We start from the raw sequence: 20,680 nt of genomic DNA on the forward strand, positions 1-20,680 counted from the left end.
GGCGTCAACGCCTCTTGGGTTTGTTTTTGGATTCAGCGGCGGCCTGGGCCTTCTCGTGCTGCTCATCCCAGTGCTTGCGGAACTGATCGTCGAGGGCGAAGACAGCAGCGTCGAACTCTTCGCGGCATATCGCTGAGGGGTAGCGGTCGAGGTATTCCGTGATCGCCAGCGGCGCTATGGGCGCGGGCGCGCCGACCATGCCGACGTACTGCCGGGACCTGCTGATGTAGCCGTAGGCTTCAAGGATCTCAGCGGTTACGCCGTCAATCTCGGGCTGCGGCGGCACTGGCGACACATCTTTTAGGCGGTCGCGCTTCCAGCGAGCCTTTTCGTTCGCCTCGCCGGCCCAGTCCCTACCCCACAGGTATGCCGCGACTACTTTTCGGCGGTGGCTTGGGCATTCGCTTCAACGCGGCGCGCGATATCTGTCGCAGTGCGCAGCGCCAGGAAGTAGACGCTGTTCATCTGCTTGATGAGCTGGATGCACAGCTCTGGCGTGTAGGGCGCCGGCTCGCCCGGGCTCTCTTCAATGTCTACGCCTTTCCAGTCCTTGATCAGGTGCTTGGCGGCCAGCTCGATGAACAGGTCGTCATCAGTTTCCAGCTCGACGTCAGGGATGGCGCCCAGGCTGAATTCGGCAGTGCCCACGCCTGCCTGCTGGTTGATCAGCGCCAGGTGGCGGTTGATCAGTGCTTGATGAGATTTGTAGAGCGGGCTTGCGATGGAACCGACCAGAATCTCGGCGCCAGGTGCGAACTCAACCCAGCGTTGACCGTTGATGTCCAGCTCTGGCTTCTTTGCGATGGTGAAGGCCATGGTATTCCTCTGCGGTAAAAGGCCCGGCGCACACCGCAGGGCGCGCCGGGCAAAGGGTTAAGCGGTGACGGTGACTGCGCAGGTGTCGGTCTTGGTGCCGTCTGCTGCGCTGGTCGCCGTGATGTTGGCCGTACCAACTGCCAGGGCGGTGACAAAGCCGGTAGCGCTCACGCTGGCAATGGACGGAGCCGAAGAGGCCCAGATGACCAACTGACTGGCACCTACCGGAGTTACCGCGGCCTCGAGGTCGGCAGTCTCGTCGACTTCCAAGCTGAGGGTGTCAGGGGTGACGGCAACGGCGGTGATAGCCACGGGGCCTGGAATGCGGGTGATGGTCGGTGGGATGCGCCGGCCGGTGTAGCTCAGTTCAACCTGGATGATGTCCGTGGCCCCGCCGTCCGGCCAGTCGCCGCTCACTTCCATCTCAGGCAGGAAGAAGGTGTACCCGCCATCGGCATTGTTCAGGGTGAACTCAAAGCTCAGTGCATCGCCGGTCTGCTGCGCCTTCCAGTACTCGTATGCGGTCTTCGACCAGCTCATGGTGATCGAGCCGGACGGGGTGAAGGTGGTCGGGATGATGTTGCCCGGGAACGGGTTGCCGTTGCCGATGCAGCGCTGGGTCTGGACGGCGTTGTCGAACTGCAGGTTGAAGCTGTCAACGCAGGCGTTGTCTTCGCCCAGCTGCACACCGTTGATCTTCAGGCCGGTGACGTCCTTGAACCCGTAGCGGCGCTGGTGCGCCTCGGCAATCGGGTTGAGGATGAACGAGGTGTTGTCGGCCTTGTCGGACCAGTCGATGGCCGCGAAGGTGGTGGTTACCGTGATTTCGTTGTCGTTTGGGACTTCGAAGTTCATGGTCGCGACCTGGGCGCCGCGGGCAATGGCCGCGATACCGACATCGCTGGCGTACGATCCGATGGAGAACGAAATGCGGTCGTTACCCATGGTCAGCACGTTGCCGGCCCAGTCCTTGCCGAAGCAGGAGGCCATGAATTCGTCCAGCGCTCCGTAGCGCAGCTTGGTTTCGATATCGCCACCAACATCCACGGTGGTCTGGGCTGTGCCCTGGGCCATTCGGTCGGCGCCGATCTCGTTGTTCTCTTCCGTGTTGTAGGTCGGCACCAGGCCGAAGCTGACACGGGTCAGCACGTTCCAATCGCCTGGCGGGGTGATGCCCGGCGTGACCTCGCGTTTCCAGGCGGTTGATACCTTGGCACCACTGGACATGGGGTGTTTCTCCTATCGATAGGCGTAAGAAAACCGCCATGTGGCGGTGCAGGTTTTGTGTTTGGTCAGGCTGGGATGGTGCGGACCACAATGATCGGCAGCGGGTCGTCGTCGGGCCTGAAGACCACTTCGTCTGGCTCGAGCAACGGCTCGGCGTACTCAACGATCGATCCGTCTTCCTGAATGGCCCTGGTGGTATGAGCAACGGCGCGGTCGACCACCTCGCCATTGAAGCGAACCTTCATGGTCTGACTCATCAGTAGGCCCTGTAGGGGATAGAAACGTTGACCTGGTACCAGCCGTGCCCGTCGTCGCCGATCGTGCTGGCTGATGCCGCGTAGCAGTCGAATGGCCCCGTCGGATCGCTGTAGAACTCGAAGTGCTGCACCAGCGTGTCGGCGGCCTTGGTAATAGCCAGGGTGCCTTTGTTGCTTGGCACGAACAGCTGAACGATGACAATGCCCGTGCGTCGAACGCTTGGGCCGTTGCCGACCTCTGGCGTACTGGATAGGCCAGGAACATCCGCAAGCCTGGCCCAGATTGACTTTCCTGCTGGACTGGATGGCCCCTGCGGGTTGTTCGGGTAGTCGATGGCATCGGCTGGAATCCCCGCCCACTGCTGCATGCGGCCGATGATGACGGCGCGGATCTGTTCGAAGGTCATGAATAGGCCTGCGTGACGCCATGGAAGCTGGCTTCGTAGATACCCTTCGGCGGCGCTTGCTTGGAATGGCCATCTTCAAGGGCCTGGGCATATGGAAGGTTGTTCTGGATAAACACCTGCGTGTACGGCTCAAGCCCGCTCATGGCAGACAGGCCGCGCTGGATCGTCTCGCCGCCGCTCTTGTCCAGGTTCTCGGTGGTCGTGTAGACCGGGGCGCCAACGCTCACGATGTTATTGCCTCGGAATCGCCCGGTATCGACCGGCGACCGGAGCACGATCTCGTTGAGCATGGCCAAGGCGATCACCCTGACGCGCTGAGTCAGCGCCTCTTCTACCACGCCAGCGAACAGGCTTGGCGGTGTGCTCCATCCCTGCTTGGCCATGGGTCACTTCCTCAGATGAATCTCGTAATGGGCCCCAGCTGGGTCAATTCCGGGGCTGACGATGCGGTACGTGACCGGCTCGCCGGTGATCAGATCTGGAGCGGTAATCTGGTGCCCCACGGCTGGCTTATCGGTGACTTCGCTGGCCAGGCAGATCAGCAGCACATCGCCCACCAAGATGTTCAGCCCGTCGATGCGTCGGCTGTCGTAGCTGTCGAGCACGCCGCGCCCTGTGTAGTTCACCGGCTGGGCCGTGGTGGTCTCGCTGACCGGATCCCAGACGCCGGGCCCCATGTAGGTGCCGGTGAACTCGGACACGGCATCAGCCAGGTCATCGTCGAAGGCCTCGGCCAGATCGGCCTGAATGTCGTCGCGTAGGCCCATGCCCTACCCCCTCGACACGCGGAAGGCGAATGGATTGCTGCGCCATGGCGTGAGCAGGGCCAGAGCCAGCTGCACGCACGCCGGCTGTGCGGCCGTGCTGGTCTTGTCGATCGAGCCGAAGGTCTTGCTGGTGGATACCGAGCCAGCCTTGACCGTTTTGGCCTCAAGCGATCCCTCGGTCTGCTGTTGGTACAGCTTGCCCTGGGATGCGCACTTGGCCAGCCTGGCGCCAGCCTCCTTCACGTCGTCGGGGATGTCATCCATGTCGATGCCAACCAGGTTGAGCGCGGTCAGGTAGGCGTTCGCCTCGAATACCGCTTCTTCCTTGTCGGCGTCGGGAGCCCAGGCAGCCCCGAGGATGCTATCCACGTCGGCCACGGTGATGTAGGTAGCCATCCGGCCTCCGCTGAAATGAGAGGGGCCAAGGCCCCGGGATTACTGCTGGCCGAGTTCGGCAACCTGCTTCTGCAGCGACTCTTTCGAGGCGTTGGCGCGGTAGGTAACGTTCGCAGCGTCCAGCTTGGCTTTAAGCTCGGCGACCTCATTGGCCTCTCGGGCTTCTTCGGTCTCGAGCTCACGCTTGGCTGCCTGGGCCAGCAGGTCATCCACTTGCTTCTGCAGCAATCTGGCTTTCTCGGCTTCGCCGTCGCGCTCGCGCTGCAAGCTGGCGATGCCGGCATTGACCGCTTCCAGCACCTGGAACAGACGGCCGGCTGTTTCGCCAAGCTCACCCTCTGGGCGCTCCAGGCTCTGCACTGCGAACGACTCGACGATCAAGCCAATAGCGGCCTGCTCAGCTGTCAGTTGATCGACCACGTCCTGGCTCAGTCCGCCAGGCTCGACAACCACGGCCACGGCTTTCAGCTCGGGCCGAATGGTCACCTCCGGGACGTCCTTGGCCTCGCCCTTGCGGCTGGTAGCAGCGTTGGCATCAACGATTACCAAGCCGGCTTCCTTAGCCAGTGCCTTCACGTTCTCCTGATACTGGTGGAACGGTCCCGCCAAGTACCAGATGTTGTTCTTGCTCATGCTCACGTCCTCAGCGGGCCAAGCCATCGGCCCAGCCCGCCATCAGGGTTACTTGGAGGCGTCACCGATCAGAGCAACACCAGCGGTGTGCTTGATGCTGGTGGCGGTCTTGTCCCAGTTCGTCCCAGTGCCCAGTTCGGCATCGGTCGGAGACTTACCGCCGGCGGTCACATCCCAGGTGTACCCCTTGAGGCCCAGGCCGAAGGTGTAGTCGGTCTGCAGAGTGGTCTCGATCCGCTCCTTGCCGTTGGTGGTCTGGACGTTGCTGATGATGTCGCGACCGTCGTGCACCAGAGCCGCACCCTGGACCAGAGACAGGATGATCTCCTTGTCCGGGGTCCCATCCTGCATCAGCGCCGGGGCATCGGTCACAACCGAGACCTTGCCCAGGATGTCGATCACACGGACGTTACCGGCCTGGAACAGTTGCTGCTGGTTGGCCAAGTTCTGACCCACCAGCTTGTGGTAGGTGGTGCCCTGCATCACCTGGGTGACCAGGTTCTGGCTCGCATCACCGAACTTCGCGTGAGCGTTGTTCAGGCCGGCGTAGGTGATGCCGGCGGTGGCCGACACGTCGTTGACGGCAGCGGCCTGGGCAGTGATCGCGGCGACCAGGGCGGCGATGGCGGTGTTCAGCTGGTCCTTCAGCAGGATCTCGGCGAACGCGCGGGACGCGACCTCGATGCCTTGAGCGGTCGGGCGCTCCAGCCAGGTCATCTGCGAAGGTTCGTAGCGGATCGGACCGAAGCCGCCAGCTACCTTCACCGAAGTGTTTTTCAGCTCGGTCAGGTCGGTGATCGGCGCGGCGCCGTTGGCGGCGTAGCGATCAACGCGGCGCTGGGCAGCGGCCAGGGTCTGGAAGAACGACTCCTGCAGGAAGTCGCCGGTGAAGCCGTCCGGGGACAGCACGATGGCGCCGCGGCTGGCGGCGTTGAACGCAACGAGCATCTGATCCAGCGTCTCGATGGTCGCCGGCATGATGTATTCGTTGAAAACCTGCATTTGCGACAGGGACATGGGTGTATTTCCTTATTTCAATGGAAGGTCTGGGAACCGGCTGGCCAGTGCCGCCGTGCGTTCCTCTTTGGTGCCGCCGATGTTGCCTCTTGCGGCCCCGCCGCCTTTTCCAGCACCCCCGGCCCCGCCGCCAGATGCCTTGCTGCCAGCGATCAGCGGACCAAAGGCCGGATCGTTGGTGAATTCTGCTTTCAGCTCGTCAAGCGTTGCCGCCGAGAGCTTGCCGGCGGCATCCAGCACGACAACGGTGGGTTTACCGTCGCGCTGCTCGACGCTCAGCCGGCGTTCGATGTGGGGAAGCAATGCCTTGGCGCTGCCTGGAACAGCCAGGGTGGTGGCGATCTCGGTAGCGGTGCGCCCTACGGTCAGATCCCGGATCTGGCCCAGCAGGGTGCTGTTGGTGCTTTCGAGCTGGCCGGTCAGTTCTGCCTCGCGGCGCGCGTACTTCTCGGACCAGGACTTTTCGAGCTCCTCGACGTTGCCCGACTTGCGGGCCGCCTCTTCGCGCTCGAGGCGAGCGGTTTCCTCGGCCTCCTTGCGCGCCTTCTCGGCCGCCTTCTTCTCCCCGAGCAGTTCGTCGACCTTGGCCTTCAGGCCGGTGACGTCTTCCTGCTGCGGAAGCCCATCGATGCCAAGGACAAACTTGCCGTCCTTCTCGACGTACAGGGATGCTACCGATTCATCGACGCCATCAAGGCTGTCCAGTTGGAATTTCAAGGTCATTGCTGTCTCCCAGAGACGTTGGGCAGGCCCTGCCTGCGGATACAAAAAGCCCCGGCTCAGCCAGGGCTTGGAAATTGCGCGCCACGAAATTGCGGTGTTGCGTTTTGTGGCGCGGGCTACTTCAGCTTTTCAAGCTGGAGCGCGCAGAGCTCTTTCAGGTGCGCCTCAAGGATCAGGCGACCCAGCCCTTCCACGCTTTCGAGCGATGAGGCGGCATTGGCAATGGCCGACTCCAATGGATCAACGGTGAAGGCCGGCAGCGGTTGAAGGCGTGCCGATTCAGGTTTCTCGTCCATGCTGGTCCTCTCAGGCCAAAGCAGTGATAGCGGTAGGATTAACATTGGAGGCGTCATAGTCCGGCCCTCTCAAAAGCCATCGGCTCACGCTCGCGCAGTTGCTTGAGGGTCAGGGTCCGGCCGTCGTCGTCGACGAACCGGTCGATGGTCAACTCGCCCTTGCTGAACAGCTTGTAGCGAGCCGGGCCGAGCACATCCTGCTGGAACGCTGCAGGCTGGCGTGCGAGCCATTCCCCGTAGGTGGTCTTGCTGCTGACCTGCTCGGCGCCATCGGGGCCTACCGCCGGGCGAGTCGAGCCAGGAATATCCCGGGCAAACTCATCCTTTAGGACTGGTATCTCGGCGGTCCGACAGTTCCAGTGGAATGGCGGTGACGGCGCGGTCATGGGCACCACTGTGCCGTCCAGGGCCCGGCAGAGCGGCGTGGTCCTGCCGTCCAGTGTGGCAACCCGGCGCTTTCCCTTGAGGATGTCGTCGTTGTCGGCCATTACCTGGGCCCGCGCCGAACTGGCGATGTGGTTGGTCATGGTCCTGACCAGCGATGCGGCCTGGTCCCGCTGCTGAACGCCGAGCGAGGTGAGCCGCCGGGTGATCTGGCCGTTCGTCTCACCCAGTGCCGACCCCATGCGAATCTCGCTGATGATCTCAGCGCTCTTCTTAGTGCTGTACTGGTCGAGCGCGCCGGCGATGCTGATGCGCTGGCGACCCTTGCCGACCTCCAGATCTAGCGGATCGGCCAGTGCAGCCGCGGCTACCTGCTCAATGCTCGACCTGTTCAGCTGGACGACCGTCTTCACGACCTTGCCCAGCAGCGTCATGTTGAACTCAGCCTCATAGCCGCCGAATTCGGCCAGGTCGAGAACGGCCTGCTGCTTCATCGCGCCGTAGACGCCCGCCAGTTCGCTCTGTAGCTCTTTGATCTGCTTCTCGTACCGTTGGGTGCCGTACCGGCTCAATCCTTCTGATACGCGCGATTTGGCGGTGCCAATGGCCTTGGTGATGAACTTGGCCAGGCGCTTGAGGCTTCCCCCGGCGTAGCGCTGCACGTGCACCTGGTGGCGAGTCGCTGCGTCGGACAGGTAGCCGTCACTGCTCATCGCCGCCATCTCCGGTGTCGTTGCCGGTCACCGGCGGCTGCTGAGCGATCTCTTCGTCGATCTTCTCGTCGCTGCGGTCTGCCTCGAGCACACCGCCCTGGCGCAGGTTGGTGCGCAGGTCCGACTTGGCGATCAGGCCCTGCTGCCAGAGCTGCACCTGGGCCAGGATGTCCTGAGCGGTCATCGTTTCGTCGAAGAACGATTGGTTGAGCCAGAAGACGGTACCGGCTTCGTCCGGGTCGCCCATCATGAATCGCTCAGCGTCCAGAATCGCCCGTTTCAGGGCCTCGGACACGTTGCCGGCGATGGTGCCCAGCACGCTGTTGTCCGAGCTGTAGCGGATACGAACCGCCTCAGCCGTCTCGGCGCCGCCCGCTTTCTGCACGATGCGTGCGCCGATCATCAGCATCTGCTCTTCCTTGTCCTTCAGCAGCGTGCGAGCCAGTTGGCTTTCGGTTGCCTGGACCAGGGTCGCAGTGCCGCTCTTGCCGAGGTTGTAGCCGCGGGTAGAGCCGATGTGCATGCCGTTCGGGTTCACCTTGGCGAACTCGTCGGCGCTGATATCAGTGGTGATGAACAGCGTGGGCTGGCTGCTGATGAAGCCGCTCTCCTCCACCGTGGCGCTGTTGCCGTAGTGGAGGATGTTCACGTCGGCCAGGTCTTCCAGCGGCGACTTGTCGATGCTGGCGTCGTTGTTCTGGGCGCCGTAGAAGCTGAACAGGATGTGGTCGAAGGGGCGGCCATTCTTGTCGAGCGGCGCGGCCTCGCTGTAGCTGTTGCCGTCTTCGGCGTAGACGCGCTGCACATAGCGACCATCAACCAGCAGTAAAACGCGGTATTGGGTGCTAGTTGTGCGCTCCAGGCTGTCCGGGCTGAACACCGACACGCACTCCAGCAGGCAGACATAGACCAGGCGCTTCACGCCATCGACCACCTGCTCGTCCCAGTCGATGATCGACTCGGCGCCGTAGTGGTGAATCAGCGCGCTGCGGCCCTGCATGTCAGCCATCGAGGACACGCCCTCAACCGCAGGGAAGTCCACGAGGAACCCGCCGCGACCGGCGTCCAGGCATTCGCCCACGGCGTCCTTGGACAGCTGCTCCAGGCTCGCGCCATCGCCGCTGGCGTTTTCTTTGAGGTACTCGACCCCGGCGGGAAGCTCCAGCTCGGCTGTCTTGCGGAAGACGGCTCCCAGCAGGCCGGTACGCGTGCGCCCGGTGATATTCAGGAACATCGCCCGCTTCTTGTACTGCTTGTACCGCGCCTGGTTCTCGGGAGACTTGTTCTCCGGGTCCGGCATCGGCAAATAGATATCGTGCTTGCGCACCTCGCGGGCGCCCGCCACGCAGCGCTTGACCAGCTGCCAGCCGGGCAAGGCCTCCGAGTACTCTGCCCGGGGAGTGAAGTTCGGCATGGGTGGCCTCAGAAAGTGAACGAGATCGGCACATGAGTGACCGGCCTGCTGATCGGGTAGTCGTGGTGGATGAAGTAGCCGCCAGCGTCGTTCGCGTGGTCGACGCCGGACTTCTTGTCAGGCTCGCCACTGGGGGCCCACACCTGCTGCTCCAGGCCGTCCGCATAGGTCGGGCAGCGCAGCGGGTTGACCAGGTAGCGGCGTTCGCCATTCGCGTTGCAGAACATGGCGTTCATGGCGTTGATGCGGTCTTTCACAGGCGGGTTGGCGTCGGGCGCGATCACGCTGAAGCCGGCCTGGCGCAAGATGGCGATGTCTGTCTCGCTGGCGTTCACCGACTTTCGCGACCCGCCAGAGGCGTCGGGATAGATCCTGATCTCGCAGGTCTTCTCGTAGTCGCGGCCGTTGTGCCGCCAGTACCGCTCCTTGATGCGCCGGATCATGTCCGGGGTGTCGAAGCCGTCGATCAGCTCGTCCACCGCTCTGGGCTTGCCGTCGGGCCGCTTGACGTGTGTGATGGCCGCCATCTTGCCGACGTTGAAGTCCATGCCGATGAACAGCGGCTCACCCGCCTCGACCGTGTCGAAGCAAGAGTTCAGCTTGCGGTCATATGCGTGGTAGATCGAGCCGGCATTCAGGTTGACGAACTGGCCATTCAGGTAGGCCAGGATCAGCTGGGCCGGATACGACTCCATCAGCGATGGGATGTAGTCCGGGGGCAGGTTCAGCTCGTTGTCGAACGTGCTCGCCTGAACCAGGCCGTACATGCCCTGCAATGCGGGCTTCTCGCGCAGCTGTTTCACGAACTGCTGATAGACGAACTTGAACCCCTCAGGGGTGGTGGTCACGTCTACGCCGTTCTTCAGCCCGGGCACGTTGTAGCGCATCCGGGCAATGATCTTGCGCCAGGCGTGCTCGGCCTTCAGCGCGGGCAGAACATCGAGCTCGTCGACCAGGGCGTGCCCGATCTTGAAGCCCACGATGGTCTGCGGCTTCTCCATCGAGCGGCAGATGGTCGTGCTGCGGTACTGGCCCCCGCTGTAGAACTCGACCTCCTTGTCGCTCTCCTTCGTCTTGACCTTCAGGCCCCAGTCGAATGCGACCTCCTCGATCGTCGGGAAGAAGATGTCGCGAATCTGCGGGTACGTCGGCGCGAAGTAGCCGGAATCGATCCGGGGCCACTCCCACACGTGCTTGCACAGCGCAGCGCAGCCTACCCAGGTCTTGCCCGAGCCGAAGCCGGCCACGAAGCCACGGAACTTGTTCTCCATCCGGAGGAAGTTGGCCTGCGGCACGTTAAGAGACGGCATCAGGCTTCCTCGCGTCCACCACGTCGACCTGCACCCGGGTCGGCGGCACGTTGTCGTGGGGGTTCTCGTTCTTGGTCTGGCGATTCACGTAGACGTCGCCGACTTCCTTGGCGGCCTGCTCAAGGATTTGGAGGGTCAGCCCGTAGTTGCGCATGCCTTCGACCTTTTCGGCCAGCCTGCCCAGCGTGCGGAGCCGGTAGGCCCGGTTCGCGATGGGGATCTCGGCTGTCTCTTCGCGGAATCGCGCTCGAGTGTCTTCGAATAGCGTCACCCAGCGCCTGGCCAGGGTCTTGCTGCAGCGCTTTGTAGGATCGTGCGTCTCCACCTGCTGGCGGGTCACATCGATGTTGAATTCACGCTTGACGGCCTCTGCCACCTGGGTGGGGGTATCGAAGCAGGCTAACGCCTGAACGATAAAGGCCTTCACCTCGTTGCTCAGGGCTGCCATAGGTTGGGATTCCGTCTAATGCCTGTCTAGCGTCAGGCCGACTTGAGCAGACAGGTTCCGCAGGCCCTCGAAATGTTGATCTTGGCCACCTCAGGCGGCCGGCTTGCAGCGTCAATCAGTTGCTGTACGTCAGGGCTTGCACCGTAGCGCCTCACCACGCCGACGAACTCCTCGACATCGTGACCCCGCATCTCAAGCTTGGGCAGACCGTCTTGGGTGAATGCCGGGGCACCGTACTTATCGAGCTTGTGCGCGATGTGGTAGAGCTCGTGTTCGACCAGGGCGCAGAACTCGGCCTCGGTGCACTGGGCGCAGTAGTCAGCGGCAAGGGTGATCAGGAACTCAGGCTCTTCGCCGAACCAGTCGCGCATCTGCTGCTCTTGGCGTGCCTTCTGCCAACCGCCCGCCCGGATCATCAGCTGCTCGGCTTGGCCTAGCACCGTCCTACCCTTCTTCGCGAATGCAGACGACGCCCACAGCACGCCTACATTCGCGTCGATGAGGTGAGCGTGCTCTTCGTTGTGGATACCACCGGTGGTGGCGAGGATCTCTGCCTGTATCCACTCCCATACATCAGGGGCAGGTTGCAGGGTGAGCCATAGCGACTCGAGCAGGTCGGCCGGTGGCATCGGTCTGCTCATAGCTACTCCCGCGCCACAAAACGGCGCATGTCGATTTCGTGGCGCGGTGGAATTATCCTATCCGCGAATGAATTACCCCACAGGGATCGGGATGACCAGACTTACCAAGATTCGTATTGCCCTCACGCTTGGTGCGCTCGCCGGAATCGCTCCAGTGACATTGATCTTCCTCTGGGGACTAATCTATTTGGTCATAGCCATCGTCTATATGGATAAGCTTGCCTTGCCAGTGACGATAATCGCCATCTCTGTACCGAGCCTATGGGGGTGCTGGAAAGCCTATGCAGCCGCAATGGCGAGCAAGCCCAGGCACCCACGTGACTGGCGAGTTATCGCGTCAGTCATTGTCGCCACTTTCTGGGCCTTCCCATGCAGCGCGGCAATGAGCTGGGATCTCACGATCCTATTCACATTTCTCATGCCGGGATTGACTGCAGCGATCATGCTCGCCGTGACCGAGTGCCGCGCTCGCAGGAATGGTCAGAACGGCGAGGTTACGGCGATACCCGATTGAGGGCCTCATCAGCCTTGTCGGCCGCCTTGGTAGCCGTGGTCGCTGCCTTGGTCGCCTTGTCGGCTGCCGTCCTGGTCTTTCGGGTCAGCTCATCCAGGCGTTGGTCACGCTGCAGCGTGGCCTCGTCGTAGGCGGCGCGGATCTCGGCCACCTGCTGGCGGTAGGAATCTGCCAGCGCCCACTGTCCGAGCTGGAAGCCGAAGAACACCCCGCCAGTGACCAGCAGCATCGCGATGAACCACACCTCTACCCGGCGCCACCAATGGCGAGCCATGAATTGGATTGCGCACTTGTCCATCAGGTAGTACCTCCCAGCTTGATGCGCAGACGGGCGATCTCGTCGCTTTGCAGCGTCACCCGCTCTGTGAGGTTGGCGACCTGACTGGTCAGGGCTTCGATCTTCCCTTCCATGCGGCCGACGGTTGCGGCCAGGTCATTGCGCTCTTTGGCGAACTGATCGGCACGGGCCTCGGCAAGCTTGCGGGCCTCACGTTCAGAGTCGAGCAGTTCGTTCAGGCGGCGCACGGTGCCAATGTCGGCGTTATCCATTGCGCGGTCAGCTGCATCCTTGGAGAGGAACTTGCGCAGCCAGAGGAATCCACCCAGCAATACGGTGCCCGTTCCGCCCAGCCAGGTAGCTGTGCCTGGGCCAAGATCGGTTGGGTCCATATTTGCTCCGCCCCGTACGGGACTCTTGAGGCCCTATTGCGGGCAATAAAAAACCCGGCACTGAGGCCGGGTTTCTGTGAGCCGCTAGGCTCGAATGGAAAGAGGAAGCGCACCAGCAGCAACGCAGCTACACCAGACGGCGGACAAACTGACAGAACTTGCCGAAACAACCATGTCCAAAATGCCTTTCATCATAAAGCTAACCTCCTTCGCAGACATTGCTGCTGCGATCAGCGAATCCATTTGAGGAACTGTAAGTACGCCTACAGCCAGAGCAAACAAAAACGCCATCCGGATAGCCGGCATAGCCACTGGAATCGAACCAGTCTTCCCCCGAAGGCTTTGGTCACTCCTAAACGCGCAGGAATGACAGGATGGGTGGATATTGGCTCATTGGCTCACTCGTCGTCAAGCGACATTTGCCACCAAAAGGCCTTCATGGTCGAGAATGTGCTGAGCTTCGGTCAAAGCCTCGTTCACGGCGCCCTCCAGCACCTTGCGGATGTCACGCCGCCAGCGCTCTTGAGTCTTGATCGGGTGAGGCTCGTTGCTCCAATTGTCCATGTCATACCACGCCTCAGGGAGCACTCTGGTGCTGCGCTTCCCATCTACACCAGGCAGTTTGGGCATGGCCCATGTCAGGATGGCGCAGTGGCGGAACCGCTCCGGTGCCGGCGAGCGATGTGTGCGGGTGATCTCCTCGATCGCCGCGTGCTTGCGGTCGACGTGTGTCGAGTACTTGGCCACCAGGTGCCGCCAGTGCTCCGGTGTGAGGTTTTTGTGCAGCCGGCTGAACACCATGCAGTCGACCAGGAATGCCGCCTCCTTGCCCACAATGGCGCCCTTCTGCTTCGCGGCCTGCACCTTCGGCTCGAAATCGCATCCCCCGGCGCTGTTGATCGTCTCAGCCGCCAGGGCGCGAACTACCGCTGATACCACGTTCTGATAATTCACAGGCCCTTCTCCTTTTTCAGGCGGTTCGAGATCAGCATCCCGCGAACGAGGCAGTAGGCCCCAATCAGGGCCATGACCAGCAGCAGGAGCTGGCCGGTGTCGGTTGGTGTCCAGTTCATGCTGCCCCCCATCGTGGCTCTATGCGGACGCGCACGGCGCCGCCCTTGGTCGTTTCCTTGCTCACCCTGATCTGGGTGGCGAACACGTTGTCGTCGATGCCCAGGGCATCAGCCAGGCCGTCACGGCCCGCTTTGAACATCGTCAGCAGGTTGTCGTCGTCACGCCGGCGCCGATCGGGCGGCACGAACTCGAGCATGAGCAGCGCCTCACCTTCTGGCGCGGTGATGCCCGCCTGCCTCGCCAGCAGGTGGCAGGCTGCCCGGTAGGACTTGGCCGCCCTGCTCTTCTTGGTCCAATGCACGCGGGCATTTGGGCTGCATGCGGCCGGCGGCCATGGCAGTGTCAACTCCATCATGCGAACACCTCGCGGAACCGCTGGAGTACCGTTTTCGGCTGAAGGTATGAGGTCCCCTCCAGCCAGCCCTTGCGGTAATCCTCCATGAATGGGTGACGCAGGTACTTGAAGCCATTGCAGTTTCGACCATCGCGTAAGCCTTCCTCGTAGGCTTGGCGCTTACGTTGTGCTGTCTTGCTCATGCGGCCCCCTTCACAGTCAGAATGCCAGCCCGAATCAGGGCCTCATGCGTCTCGGCGATCGCCCGGGGCATATCGGACCAGTCCACCTCGCCCTTGCCGCGCCCGTCGAGCACGTCGTGGCAGGCGCTGCAGGCGTATACCGCCACCGTGTCGAAGCCCTTCATGCCCATGCCCTTTTGCCCGCATGGCAGGTGGGCCAGCACAGTGGTATCCGGGTTGAAGTTGCAGGTGCCAGGGATGCGGACTGTGCAGTCCTGGCCGCGGGCACTGTCGCGGACCTTCTTCGATACGACCCTCATGCGGCCTTCTCCCTAAGCAGATCCCCAAACACCACCCCGCGAGCAGAGAAGTCCGCCACCACCCGCTCGGTGTACGCGATGCCCTGCGCGCGGTTGAACAGGCTGGTCACCGGCATACCGTCCGGCCCGAACAGCTTGCAGTCGCCCATCATGTCCAGCTTCTCCTCGTACGACAGGTGACGCATGACCCGGTACCAGGCCGACTGGAAGTCCTGATCCTCGTTCAGCAGGATCTGCACGCCGTGGTGCAGCTTGCAGTACTTGCGGGCGTCCGATGGGTCGCCGATCTGGGTCATCTCGGAGATGCGCTTGTAGAACGCGAACCACAATGCGTTCTGGTCCAGGGTGCGGTCCTTGCCCGGGCGCATGCTGACCACGACGAACTTCTTGTCGCGGTACAGGGTGGTGAGCATGGTCACGGCCTCGGAGAGCTTGGCCTGGCAGTCGACGCTGATCTTCTCAGCCATGGACTGCCCCCTTGGCCATGGCCGCATAGTCAGCGTCCTTTTCTGGCGAGTAAAACCCAGTGCCGACCACCTCCTCGTGCAGCTTGCGCATTTCACCCAGCGCGCACTCAAGCATCCGGGCATGACTGACGCCGCTATTCGCCCTGCCAAGAACCTTCTTGTCGTAATAGCCTGGGCAACCCAGCGCATGGTCGCTACGGATCGCCATGCTCATGAGCAGGCCATCAGACGGCTCAACGGGTACCAGGGCTTTCCCTTCGAGCTCTTTGTGCAGCGCCCCGTTCTCAGCCTTGAGCTGGTCGCGCTGTTGATTGCCGCTGATAAGCTGAGCAGTCAGGCAATCGCACTCACCGCGCCACTCGCCGGTGATGTCGTGCACGTCGCCAGTGTCGCCGCAAGTCCAGCAGGACGGTCCGTTCCGCCAGACTTCGAGCTCTTGCTCAAGCTCTCGCTCTTTTTTGCTCCGGCTGGAGGCCAGTCGCTCTACCTCGGCGAGCAGGGCCAGGACAGCCTGGGGCATGGCCATCTGGAGATAGTCCTGAACGGCTTTGACCTCAACAGGGTCAGCGCCAACGGCCATGGTAATGTTCACGTCGGTCGTCACTGCGTTCGCAGCCTCGGCCAGCGCCTTCAGCTTCGCTTTGTCGATGGTCATGGCTGCACCTCACACGCCGGCCAGATCAACTGCGCCTCACGCAGCGCCCCTGCTTGGTCCTGCGGCCCATCCATCAGCACCATCGAGAATGGGCTGAAGCCTGGCACTTGGATTGTCCATACGCGCTTCATGGGGCCACCTTCCAGTAGGTGCCATCAGCCACCATCAGGCCGCGGCGCTTGAGTCGCTGCAGAGATTTGCTAATCTCCGCCCTTTCCAGCTTCAGGGCAGTGGCGCAGTAATGCGCGCAAGCGCCTACTCGATTCCGGTAGTAATTCAGAACGGCCTTGTCGACTTGCTCACGGCCCGAGTCGCGCATCTTGTTGGTGTCCATCAGTGATTCTCCTGCATGGCTTTGCCGATCTCGGATAGGTAATCGGAGCAAAGCTGGCCGGTGTCTTTGTGCGCCAGGTTTCCTTGAGCGTTTGTCACGAATTCGCCTTTCGGCAGAAACTCACGCTTAAACTCTCCATGCCACTGCCGACTGCGCGGATCGCAAGCAGAGCACAGCATCCATGGTTTAGCGGGTACACCCCTCCACTTCGGATCGTCGGTTTCGCACATGCGTGACCAGAAATTGCACAAGGCCGTGTTCTCTCGGCAGCCACATTCGTAGCACTGGAATAGGCTCACACCCCCTCCCCAGCCGGCTGCCCGGCGCGCTTGATGTTCAACTTGGCCATCAGCTGCGCACGGCAGACTGCGGCGGTGGTTGGGATCTGCTGAATCTCCAGCAGGCGGGCCTGCTTCTGCTTGGCGTGCTCGTCTGCGAGCTCCAGCAGGCTTTTCTGGCTGTCGTGGCCGATGCCCGTGGCGATCTTGCCGTCGAGCGGTTCGCCTTCCTGAGCGCGGCGCAGGACGATCTGGTAGGCACGATCAAAGCGAGCCAGTAGTCCCTTGTCGTTCTGCTGGGCGGAGCGCAGGTCGAACAGACCCGTGGCCACGGCGGCGATCTTCACGCCCTCGTGGCTGTACACGCCCATCAGCGCCTCGATCCAAGCGTCGGCCGGCGCCGGCATGCCGAAGTCCTCAGGCGTCGGCTGGCACATGGCGATGAACTCGCCCACGCTCGGCGCAAAGGGCTTCTTGAGCTTGCGGCACTTCTCGATGCCGAACTCGATCTGCTCAAGCGTGCGAATACCCTCGGAGGCGAACTCCTTGATCCACTCCTCCTTGGCTGCGGCCAGGGCCTCGGTGGATGGCCACGCTTGGCGCCAGGCCGGGAAGATCCCGCGCAGGCGGCGGAACAGGTCGTTCACCACCTCGGCAGTCTCCAGCGACACGACCACGGGACCGCCGTGCAGCTCGGGCGGACGGTTGGCCATAGCGGCCATCAGTTGATTGGCTGATTTCATGGGCGCACCACCAGGTTCTCGGCCCATGCAGTGCTGTCGAAGTCAGGCTCACTGCTCTGGCGCGCTGGGAACTGCTTCACGTTCGAAGCGGCAGCGCGGTTGCGGTCGCTCAGCACCCACTTGACCAGCATCTGCACCCATTCGGCCTGGGTGTTCACCTGGCCGCGCGGTTCGTAGTGGGCCGTGAATGCTCGGCGCACTTCTTCGGTGAACAGGTCAAGCGCAACGCCGGAGTGCACCGCATAGGTTTTCAGGAGCTTCGTGGCCGGCTGCCAGTCGAGGGTCATCTCGCTGGGCATGCGAGGGTCGACAGCCTCCTGCGCAGAGAGAGGGTTTTGATCTTCTCTTCTCTTCTCTTCTCTGGTCCGCGTTTTGTCCGCACCGCTTGCGGACGGATTGCGGACAGGATCGGACTTTCGAGAGACCCTTTTGCGCTCGCTATCGTTGGCGCGGCGCTTTGCACTGGCCCCGTTGTGCTCGTCAAAGCGAGGCATTACAAGGCTTCCGTCGTCATCGATGGCAGCCCATTCAACATCAATCATGGCCTGGGTGAAGCCGGGCCAGCCGATCACCGCATCCATAGCATCTGCCGTGTACCCATGCAGTACGCCATCAGCAGAATGGGTGTCAAAGATGCTCCAAGCGACATGCAGTCCGCCGATCACCCGCAGTCTGTCCGCACGCAATGCGGACACAATGCGGAAAACTTTCGGATGCGTCTGAAGATCTACGCGCATCTTGATCCAGTCTCCGGCCATTACTTGGCTCCCACGCCGACCAGGTCGACGAGTTCTTCGAAACGATCGATGTACCAGTGCGGCTGCGTTTCTCGCGGGCACTGGGGGCTGGTGATGTTCTTGCCATAGCGCAGGCCCTTATCAGTCACGGACCAGAAGCACACGGGCTCGCGCTTGCTGTTCTGGCGGGTTCGGGCTTGCAAGAAGCCGAGCCCGGCCAGGGCGCGATTGAACGAGGGGGCGGACTTGTTTACGCCATGGCGCTTCAGCAGTGCAGTCACCGCCATGGTCGGCATTGAGCTGCCGCCCGTAGCATCGGGTGGCGAGTCGATCGCGTAGCTCGGCAGGAACTGCGGGTCGAGGCCGTTGTTCTCTGCAATTTTGGTGAGCATCGCCAGCTGGCTGGAGGGAGCAGGCTTGAGCAGGCGGGTGAAGCACTCCATGATCGCGATCTCTCCAATCACCTTCGTGCCGCTGGCTGTCACGGCCTGGCGCACTTCTGACTGACCTTCCAGCTCCCGCCAGCGGCGAATAACCTTCATGCGCAGTGCCGGGCTGTATCCGGTCAGGAGGCAATCGGTGTGTTCACGGTCGAGCAGATACTGCGACTGCTCACGGTTTCTGCCGTCGAGATAGATGTCCTCAAAACTGAGGGGATCAACCTTGAGGTCTTTGAGCATCGCAACGATGTCACGCTTGACGTTGTCATGGCGCTTACCCGTCAAGCTGGCAATCTCCTTGGAGGACATCGTGCGCGCCACGAAACCGTTGGCTGCATTTTGTGGCGCGGGCCTCTGGAGGCCCTGTACATCTGGTGGCTGTATATGCATAATCGACTCCAGTCATATGCAGTTGAAAAGGCCGGGCCGCGAACCCGGCTTTTTTGTGCCCGCAATTAGGGCTCATCAGGGCCTTATCAGGACCTGACGTGGAACGGCTTCACATTGCCTCTTGGGTTGCGAGGCTTCGTTCGGCTTGCCAGCTCTTTCCGGATCAGCTCTGCCGCGAGTTCTTCAGGGCTGACGCCCCTTCTCCTGGCTTCCTGCTCAAGCTGATTCGTCAATTCCTGGTCCAAGCCGATCTGTTCGATAGGCATCGGGCCTCCTGCGGGCCTTCAGGCCACGTTCTGATCGCCGGTATTCTCCGAGGACAGGGCGGCCAGCTGAGCCTCGAGCAGTTCCCGGCAAAGCACGGCTCGCTGAGTGCGGTGGAACTTGGCCAGCGCTTGAATCAGTTCAAACGTGTCCTCATCGACCCTGACCTTGATCTCGCGGTCATGCAGGTGATTGCGGTTGGCGTACATGCGGGGATTGCTCCTTGCTATTGGAAGTTGTTAGGCGGCTGCTCGAGCCGGGGGAAACGCGTCGTCCAGCGCGCAGGTGGCGCCAAGCTTGTTCAGCGCTTCAACGATCTGGCGCGCCTCCTGAAGCCCTGGATTTCTTAGGCCGGATTCGTAGTTGGCCAGCCTGGACTGGTTCCAGCCGAGCTGACGTCGAAGCGCTGCCTGGGTGACGCCAGCCCTTTCGCGAATCGTTCGGACTTGGTTCATACGGTTTTCCTCCATTGATGACCGAAGGATAAAACACGTATCGTGTTAATTGCAATCACAATAAGTGAAAGCCGGGTATTTCGTTTCGTGATGAAATCCGGCGCATGAATGAATCATTGAGCCAGCGCATTAAGCGCCTGAGAAAATCGACGGGTATGTCCCAAGCTCAACTGGCGGAGGCCTGTGGCTGGAAGTCGCAATCGCGTGTAGGCAACTACGAGGCGGGCACGCGTGAGCCGACCTTGGCTGATATCGCCTCCATAGCAGTAGCGCTAGGTGTCGACCAGTCCGAGCTTCTTCTGAATGCCCCCGCTGCTGATGCTGAGCCCGCGCCTGGGCGATCTACTGCTGACTTGGTCAAGCAGATGCTTGCTAAAAGCGGAAAAGGGATTCCAGAAGAAGCGAGGCAACGGCTTCTCGCAGCCGCTGAAGAGCCTGGACTTCACGTGGATTCGGGGGCTACCAGAGTATTGGCAGGCGACTTTCCTCGGCCCGGCCTAGTAGGTGATGAGGTGTGGATCGCTCACTACGACGTGCGTGGCGCGATGGGCGGCGGTGAGGTGACACACGACTTTCCGGAGATGCTGCAAGACGTGCGCGTCAGTCCCAAGCACCTTCGCGAGCTGGGCGTCGAATTCAAAGAGCACTACCACCTGAAGCTAGTCACCGGCTGGGGCCAGTCGATGGCGCCCACGATCAAGAGTCGCGACCCGCTCATCGTTGACGTGAGCATTCGCGAATTCGTAGGTGACGGGATCTACTACTTCTCTTGGGGCGGGCACGAGTACATCAAACGCTTGCAAATCGCTGACGAGGACTATTTCGAAATGATTTCAGACAACCCTCAGCACAAGGATCGGATGATCCGGCGGGATGAAACCTACATCCAAGCAAGGGTGTTACTGGTATGGAATGCGCATCTGGTTTAGGTTTTCTCTTAAAAAAGCGCAACCAGCAGCCATGCCGAGGCTGTGAGACGTCTAATTCTTATAGGTACTGATCAATGTCTGCTCTTAAAAGCGATCGGGAGCGTTTCTCAGTTCAGATGGATGATTTCATCCGATTTCTTGAAGAGAAAACAGCAAGCACAACATGTGCGGCGTGCGGCAAAAATGAATGGACGCTGTTTGGCCGGGCCGATACCGATGTCGCATTCCGAGCGATTACTCCCCTCCTCGACGGACCTGAGGAAGAAAGCACCAGCAGTTTCGTACTTTTTTGCAACAATTGCGGCTTTATTAGACATCACATGGCAAAAATTGTTCGAGATTGGGTGGATAGTAATCCCGCGCCAGAACAGCTAGATCTAGACGGTCTCAACGGTGATGTCAGTGAGTAGGTTTCATGCCCCCGATCAAGTGAGAGCAGGCTTTGA

37 protein-coding genes are annotated in these 20,680 nt (G+C 61.5%); 3 read left to right on the forward strand and 34 right to left on the reverse strand.

What is annotated here, in order from left to right; genetic code table 11:
* Nucleotides 1–4 precede the first annotated feature (4 nt).
* From IDM28_RS13255 to IDM28_RS13335, 17 genes are all read right to left on the reverse strand, one after another.
* Nucleotides 5–286, reverse strand: coding sequence for a hypothetical protein (locus IDM28_RS13255; RefSeq protein ID WP_316937005.1), 282 nt, complete (start codon nt 284–286; stop codon nt 5–7).
* Between the two features lie 89 nt (nt 287–375).
* Nucleotides 376–816, reverse strand: a complete 441-nt coding sequence (locus IDM28_RS13260) for a hypothetical protein (RefSeq protein ID WP_188036174.1) — start codon at nt 814–816, stop codon at nt 376–378.
* 57 nt (nt 817–873) lie between these two features.
* On the reverse strand, nt 874–2,043 hold the full coding sequence (locus tag IDM28_RS13265) for a phage tail tube protein (RefSeq protein WP_188036175.1): 1,170 nt from the start codon (nt 2,041–2,043) through the stop codon (nt 874–876).
* Nucleotides 2,044–2,108: 65 nt separating this feature from the next.
* Nucleotides 2,109–2,300, reverse strand: coding sequence for a hypothetical protein (locus IDM28_RS13270; protein ID WP_188036176.1), 192 nt, complete (start codon nt 2,298–2,300; stop codon nt 2,109–2,111).
* Nucleotides 2,300–2,707, reverse strand: a complete 408-nt coding sequence (locus IDM28_RS13275; protein WP_188036177.1) for a phage tail terminator-like protein — start codon at nt 2,705–2,707, stop codon at nt 2,300–2,302. The genes IDM28_RS13270 and IDM28_RS13275 overlap by 1 nt, the downstream gene beginning before the upstream one ends.
* The gene (locus tag IDM28_RS13280; protein WP_188036178.1) at nt 2,704–3,090 is read right to left on the reverse strand and encodes an HK97 gp10 family phage protein; all 387 of its coding nucleotides are present in this window, start codon (nt 3,088–3,090) and stop codon (nt 2,704–2,706) included. Before IDM28_RS13280 ends, IDM28_RS13275 begins: the two co-directional genes overlap by 4 nt.
* A gap of 3 nt (nt 3,091–3,093) precedes the next feature.
* Nucleotides 3,094–3,474: a glutamate 5-kinase gene (locus tag IDM28_RS13285; protein WP_188036179.1), complete on the reverse strand. Its 381-nt coding sequence runs from the start codon at nt 3,472–3,474 to the stop codon at nt 3,094–3,096.
* Nucleotides 3,475–3,477: 3 nt separating this feature from the next.
* On the reverse strand, nt 3,478–3,870 hold the full coding sequence (locus IDM28_RS13290; RefSeq protein WP_188036180.1) for a protein singed: 393 nt from the start codon (nt 3,868–3,870) through the stop codon (nt 3,478–3,480).
* A 39-nt stretch (nt 3,871–3,909) separates the two neighbouring features.
* Nucleotides 3,910–4,503 carry a hypothetical protein gene (locus IDM28_RS13295; protein ID WP_188036181.1) on the reverse strand — a complete coding sequence of 198 codons (594 nt, stop codon included), beginning with the start codon at nt 4,501–4,503 and terminating at the stop codon, nt 3,910–3,912.
* Nucleotides 4,504–4,551: 48 nt separating this feature from the next.
* The gene (locus IDM28_RS13300) at nt 4,552–5,520 is read right to left on the reverse strand and encodes a major capsid protein (RefSeq protein ID WP_188036182.1); all 969 of its coding nucleotides are present in this window, start codon (nt 5,518–5,520) and stop codon (nt 4,552–4,554) included.
* Nucleotides 5,521–5,532: 12 nt separating this feature from the next.
* Complete coding sequence (locus IDM28_RS13305; protein ID WP_188036183.1) at nt 5,533–6,243, reverse strand: hypothetical protein; 711 nt, start codon at nt 6,241–6,243, stop codon at nt 5,533–5,535.
* 116 nt (nt 6,244–6,359) lie between these two features.
* Entirely contained in the window at nt 6,360–6,539 is a 180-nt protein-coding gene (locus IDM28_RS13310; RefSeq protein WP_188036184.1) for a hypothetical protein, read from the reverse strand.
* Nucleotides 6,540–6,592: 53 nt separating this feature from the next.
* On the reverse strand, nt 6,593–7,636 hold the full coding sequence (locus IDM28_RS13315; protein WP_188036185.1) for a minor capsid protein: 1,044 nt from the start codon (nt 7,634–7,636) through the stop codon (nt 6,593–6,595).
* Nucleotides 7,626–9,050 (reverse strand): DUF4055 domain-containing protein, encoded by a 1,425-nt coding sequence (locus tag IDM28_RS13320; protein WP_188036186.1) that lies wholly within the window; start codon nt 9,048–9,050, stop codon nt 7,626–7,628. The genes IDM28_RS13315 and IDM28_RS13320 overlap by 11 nt, the downstream gene beginning before the upstream one ends.
* Nucleotides 9,051–9,058: 8 nt before the next feature.
* On the reverse strand, nt 9,059–10,360 hold the full coding sequence (locus IDM28_RS13325; RefSeq protein WP_188036187.1) for a terminase large subunit domain-containing protein: 1,302 nt from the start codon (nt 10,358–10,360) through the stop codon (nt 9,059–9,061).
* A complete protein-coding gene (locus tag IDM28_RS13330) occupies nt 10,347–10,808 on the reverse strand; it encodes a DUF2280 domain-containing protein (RefSeq protein WP_188036188.1) in 462 nt (153 codons plus the stop codon). The genes IDM28_RS13325 and IDM28_RS13330 overlap by 14 nt, the downstream gene beginning before the upstream one ends.
* A gap of 32 nt (nt 10,809–10,840) precedes the next feature.
* Nucleotides 10,841–11,449 carry a putative metallopeptidase gene (locus IDM28_RS13335; protein ID WP_188036189.1) on the reverse strand — a complete coding sequence of 203 codons (609 nt, stop codon included), beginning with the start codon at nt 11,447–11,449 and terminating at the stop codon, nt 10,841–10,843.
* Nucleotides 11,450–11,540: 91 nt separating this feature from the next.
* Between IDM28_RS13335 and IDM28_RS13340 the strand changes: the two genes are divergently transcribed.
* The gene (locus IDM28_RS13340) at nt 11,541–11,963 is read left to right on the forward strand and encodes a hypothetical protein (RefSeq protein WP_188036190.1); all 423 of its coding nucleotides are present in this window, start codon (nt 11,541–11,543) and stop codon (nt 11,961–11,963) included.
* Here the strand turns inward: IDM28_RS13340 and IDM28_RS13345 are convergent.
* The 17 genes from IDM28_RS13345 to IDM28_RS13415 all read right to left on the reverse strand — a co-directional run bounded on the left by IDM28_RS13345 (nt 11,944) and on the right by IDM28_RS13415 (nt 19,305).
* Nucleotides 11,944–12,261, reverse strand: coding sequence for a hypothetical protein (locus IDM28_RS13345; RefSeq protein WP_188036191.1), 318 nt, complete (start codon nt 12,259–12,261; stop codon nt 11,944–11,946). The genes IDM28_RS13340 and IDM28_RS13345 overlap by 20 nt on opposite strands.
* Nucleotides 12,261–12,632, reverse strand: coding sequence for a hypothetical protein (locus tag IDM28_RS13350; RefSeq protein ID WP_054915223.1), 372 nt, complete (start codon nt 12,630–12,632; stop codon nt 12,261–12,263). The genes IDM28_RS13345 and IDM28_RS13350 overlap by 1 nt, the downstream gene beginning before the upstream one ends.
* A 408-nt stretch (nt 12,633–13,040) precedes the next feature.
* Complete coding sequence (locus IDM28_RS13355; protein ID WP_188036192.1) at nt 13,041–13,586, reverse strand: hypothetical protein; 546 nt, start codon at nt 13,584–13,586, stop codon at nt 13,041–13,043.
* Nucleotides 13,583–13,705 (reverse strand): hypothetical protein, encoded by a 123-nt coding sequence (locus IDM28_RS23885; RefSeq protein WP_262500089.1) that lies wholly within the window; start codon nt 13,703–13,705, stop codon nt 13,583–13,585. Before IDM28_RS23885 ends, IDM28_RS13355 begins: the two co-directional genes overlap by 4 nt.
* Entirely contained in the window at nt 13,702–14,061 is a 360-nt protein-coding gene (locus IDM28_RS13360; RefSeq protein WP_188036193.1) for an endodeoxyribonuclease RusA, read from the reverse strand. Before IDM28_RS13360 ends, IDM28_RS23885 begins: the two co-directional genes overlap by 4 nt.
* Nucleotides 14,058–14,243: a hypothetical protein gene (locus IDM28_RS13365; RefSeq protein WP_188036194.1), complete on the reverse strand. Its 186-nt coding sequence runs from the start codon at nt 14,241–14,243 to the stop codon at nt 14,058–14,060. Before IDM28_RS13365 ends, IDM28_RS13360 begins: the two co-directional genes overlap by 4 nt.
* Nucleotides 14,240–14,542 (reverse strand): nuclease domain-containing protein, encoded by a 303-nt coding sequence (locus IDM28_RS13370; protein ID WP_188036195.1) that lies wholly within the window; start codon nt 14,540–14,542, stop codon nt 14,240–14,242. Before IDM28_RS13370 ends, IDM28_RS13365 begins: the two co-directional genes overlap by 4 nt.
* Complete coding sequence (locus IDM28_RS13375) at nt 14,539–15,009, reverse strand: hypothetical protein (protein ID WP_188036196.1); 471 nt, start codon at nt 15,007–15,009, stop codon at nt 14,539–14,541. The genes IDM28_RS13370 and IDM28_RS13375 overlap by 4 nt, the downstream gene beginning before the upstream one ends.
* Nucleotides 15,002–15,664: a hypothetical protein gene (locus IDM28_RS13380; RefSeq protein WP_188036197.1), complete on the reverse strand. Its 663-nt coding sequence runs from the start codon at nt 15,662–15,664 to the stop codon at nt 15,002–15,004. Before IDM28_RS13380 ends, IDM28_RS13375 begins: the two co-directional genes overlap by 8 nt.
* The gene (locus IDM28_RS23890; RefSeq protein ID WP_262500090.1) at nt 15,661–15,795 is read right to left on the reverse strand and encodes a hypothetical protein; all 135 of its coding nucleotides are present in this window, start codon (nt 15,793–15,795) and stop codon (nt 15,661–15,663) included. Before IDM28_RS23890 ends, IDM28_RS13380 begins: the two co-directional genes overlap by 4 nt.
* The gene (locus IDM28_RS13385; RefSeq protein WP_188036198.1) at nt 15,792–15,998 is read right to left on the reverse strand and encodes a hypothetical protein; all 207 of its coding nucleotides are present in this window, start codon (nt 15,996–15,998) and stop codon (nt 15,792–15,794) included. Before IDM28_RS13385 ends, IDM28_RS23890 begins: the two co-directional genes overlap by 4 nt.
* Nucleotides 15,999–16,293: 295 nt before the next feature.
* On the reverse strand, nt 16,294–17,019 hold the full coding sequence (locus tag IDM28_RS13390) for a replication protein P (protein WP_188036199.1): 726 nt from the start codon (nt 17,017–17,019) through the stop codon (nt 16,294–16,296).
* Nucleotides 17,016–17,777 (reverse strand): DnaT-like ssDNA-binding domain-containing protein, encoded by a 762-nt coding sequence (locus IDM28_RS13395; protein WP_188036200.1) that lies wholly within the window; start codon nt 17,775–17,777, stop codon nt 17,016–17,018. Before IDM28_RS13395 ends, IDM28_RS13390 begins: the two co-directional genes overlap by 4 nt.
* Nucleotides 17,777–18,505 carry a Rha family transcriptional regulator gene (locus tag IDM28_RS13400; protein ID WP_188036201.1) on the reverse strand — a complete coding sequence of 243 codons (729 nt, stop codon included), beginning with the start codon at nt 18,503–18,505 and terminating at the stop codon, nt 17,777–17,779. Before IDM28_RS13400 ends, IDM28_RS13395 begins: the two co-directional genes overlap by 1 nt.
* 167 nt (nt 18,506–18,672) lie before the next feature.
* Entirely contained in the window at nt 18,673–18,852 is a 180-nt protein-coding gene (locus IDM28_RS13405) for a CopG family transcriptional regulator (protein ID WP_188036202.1), read from the reverse strand.
* An 18-nt stretch (nt 18,853–18,870) separates the two neighbouring features.
* Nucleotides 18,871–19,059, reverse strand: coding sequence for a hypothetical protein (locus tag IDM28_RS13410; protein ID WP_188036203.1), 189 nt, complete (start codon nt 19,057–19,059; stop codon nt 18,871–18,873).
* A gap of 30 nt (nt 19,060–19,089) precedes the next feature.
* Nucleotides 19,090–19,305: a helix-turn-helix transcriptional regulator gene (locus IDM28_RS13415; protein ID WP_188036204.1), complete on the reverse strand. Its 216-nt coding sequence runs from the start codon at nt 19,303–19,305 to the stop codon at nt 19,090–19,092.
* Between the two features lie 104 nt (nt 19,306–19,409).
* On the opposite strand from IDM28_RS13415, the gene IDM28_RS13420 reads away from it, so the two are divergent.
* On the forward strand, nt 19,410–20,234 hold the full coding sequence (locus IDM28_RS13420) for an XRE family transcriptional regulator (RefSeq protein ID WP_188036205.1): 825 nt from the start codon (nt 19,410–19,412) through the stop codon (nt 20,232–20,234).
* A gap of 74 nt (nt 20,235–20,308) precedes the next feature.
* Nucleotides 20,309–20,644 (forward strand): hypothetical protein, encoded by a 336-nt coding sequence (locus IDM28_RS13425; protein ID WP_188036206.1) that lies wholly within the window; start codon nt 20,309–20,311, stop codon nt 20,642–20,644.
* The last annotated feature ends 36 nt before the right edge of the window (nt 20,645–20,680 follow it).

This window comes from Pseudomonas sp. EZ-C24, from assembly GCF_014525325.1.
Classification (GTDB): Bacteria; Pseudomonadota; Gammaproteobacteria; order Pseudomonadales; family Pseudomonadaceae; genus Aquipseudomonas; species Aquipseudomonas shirazensis.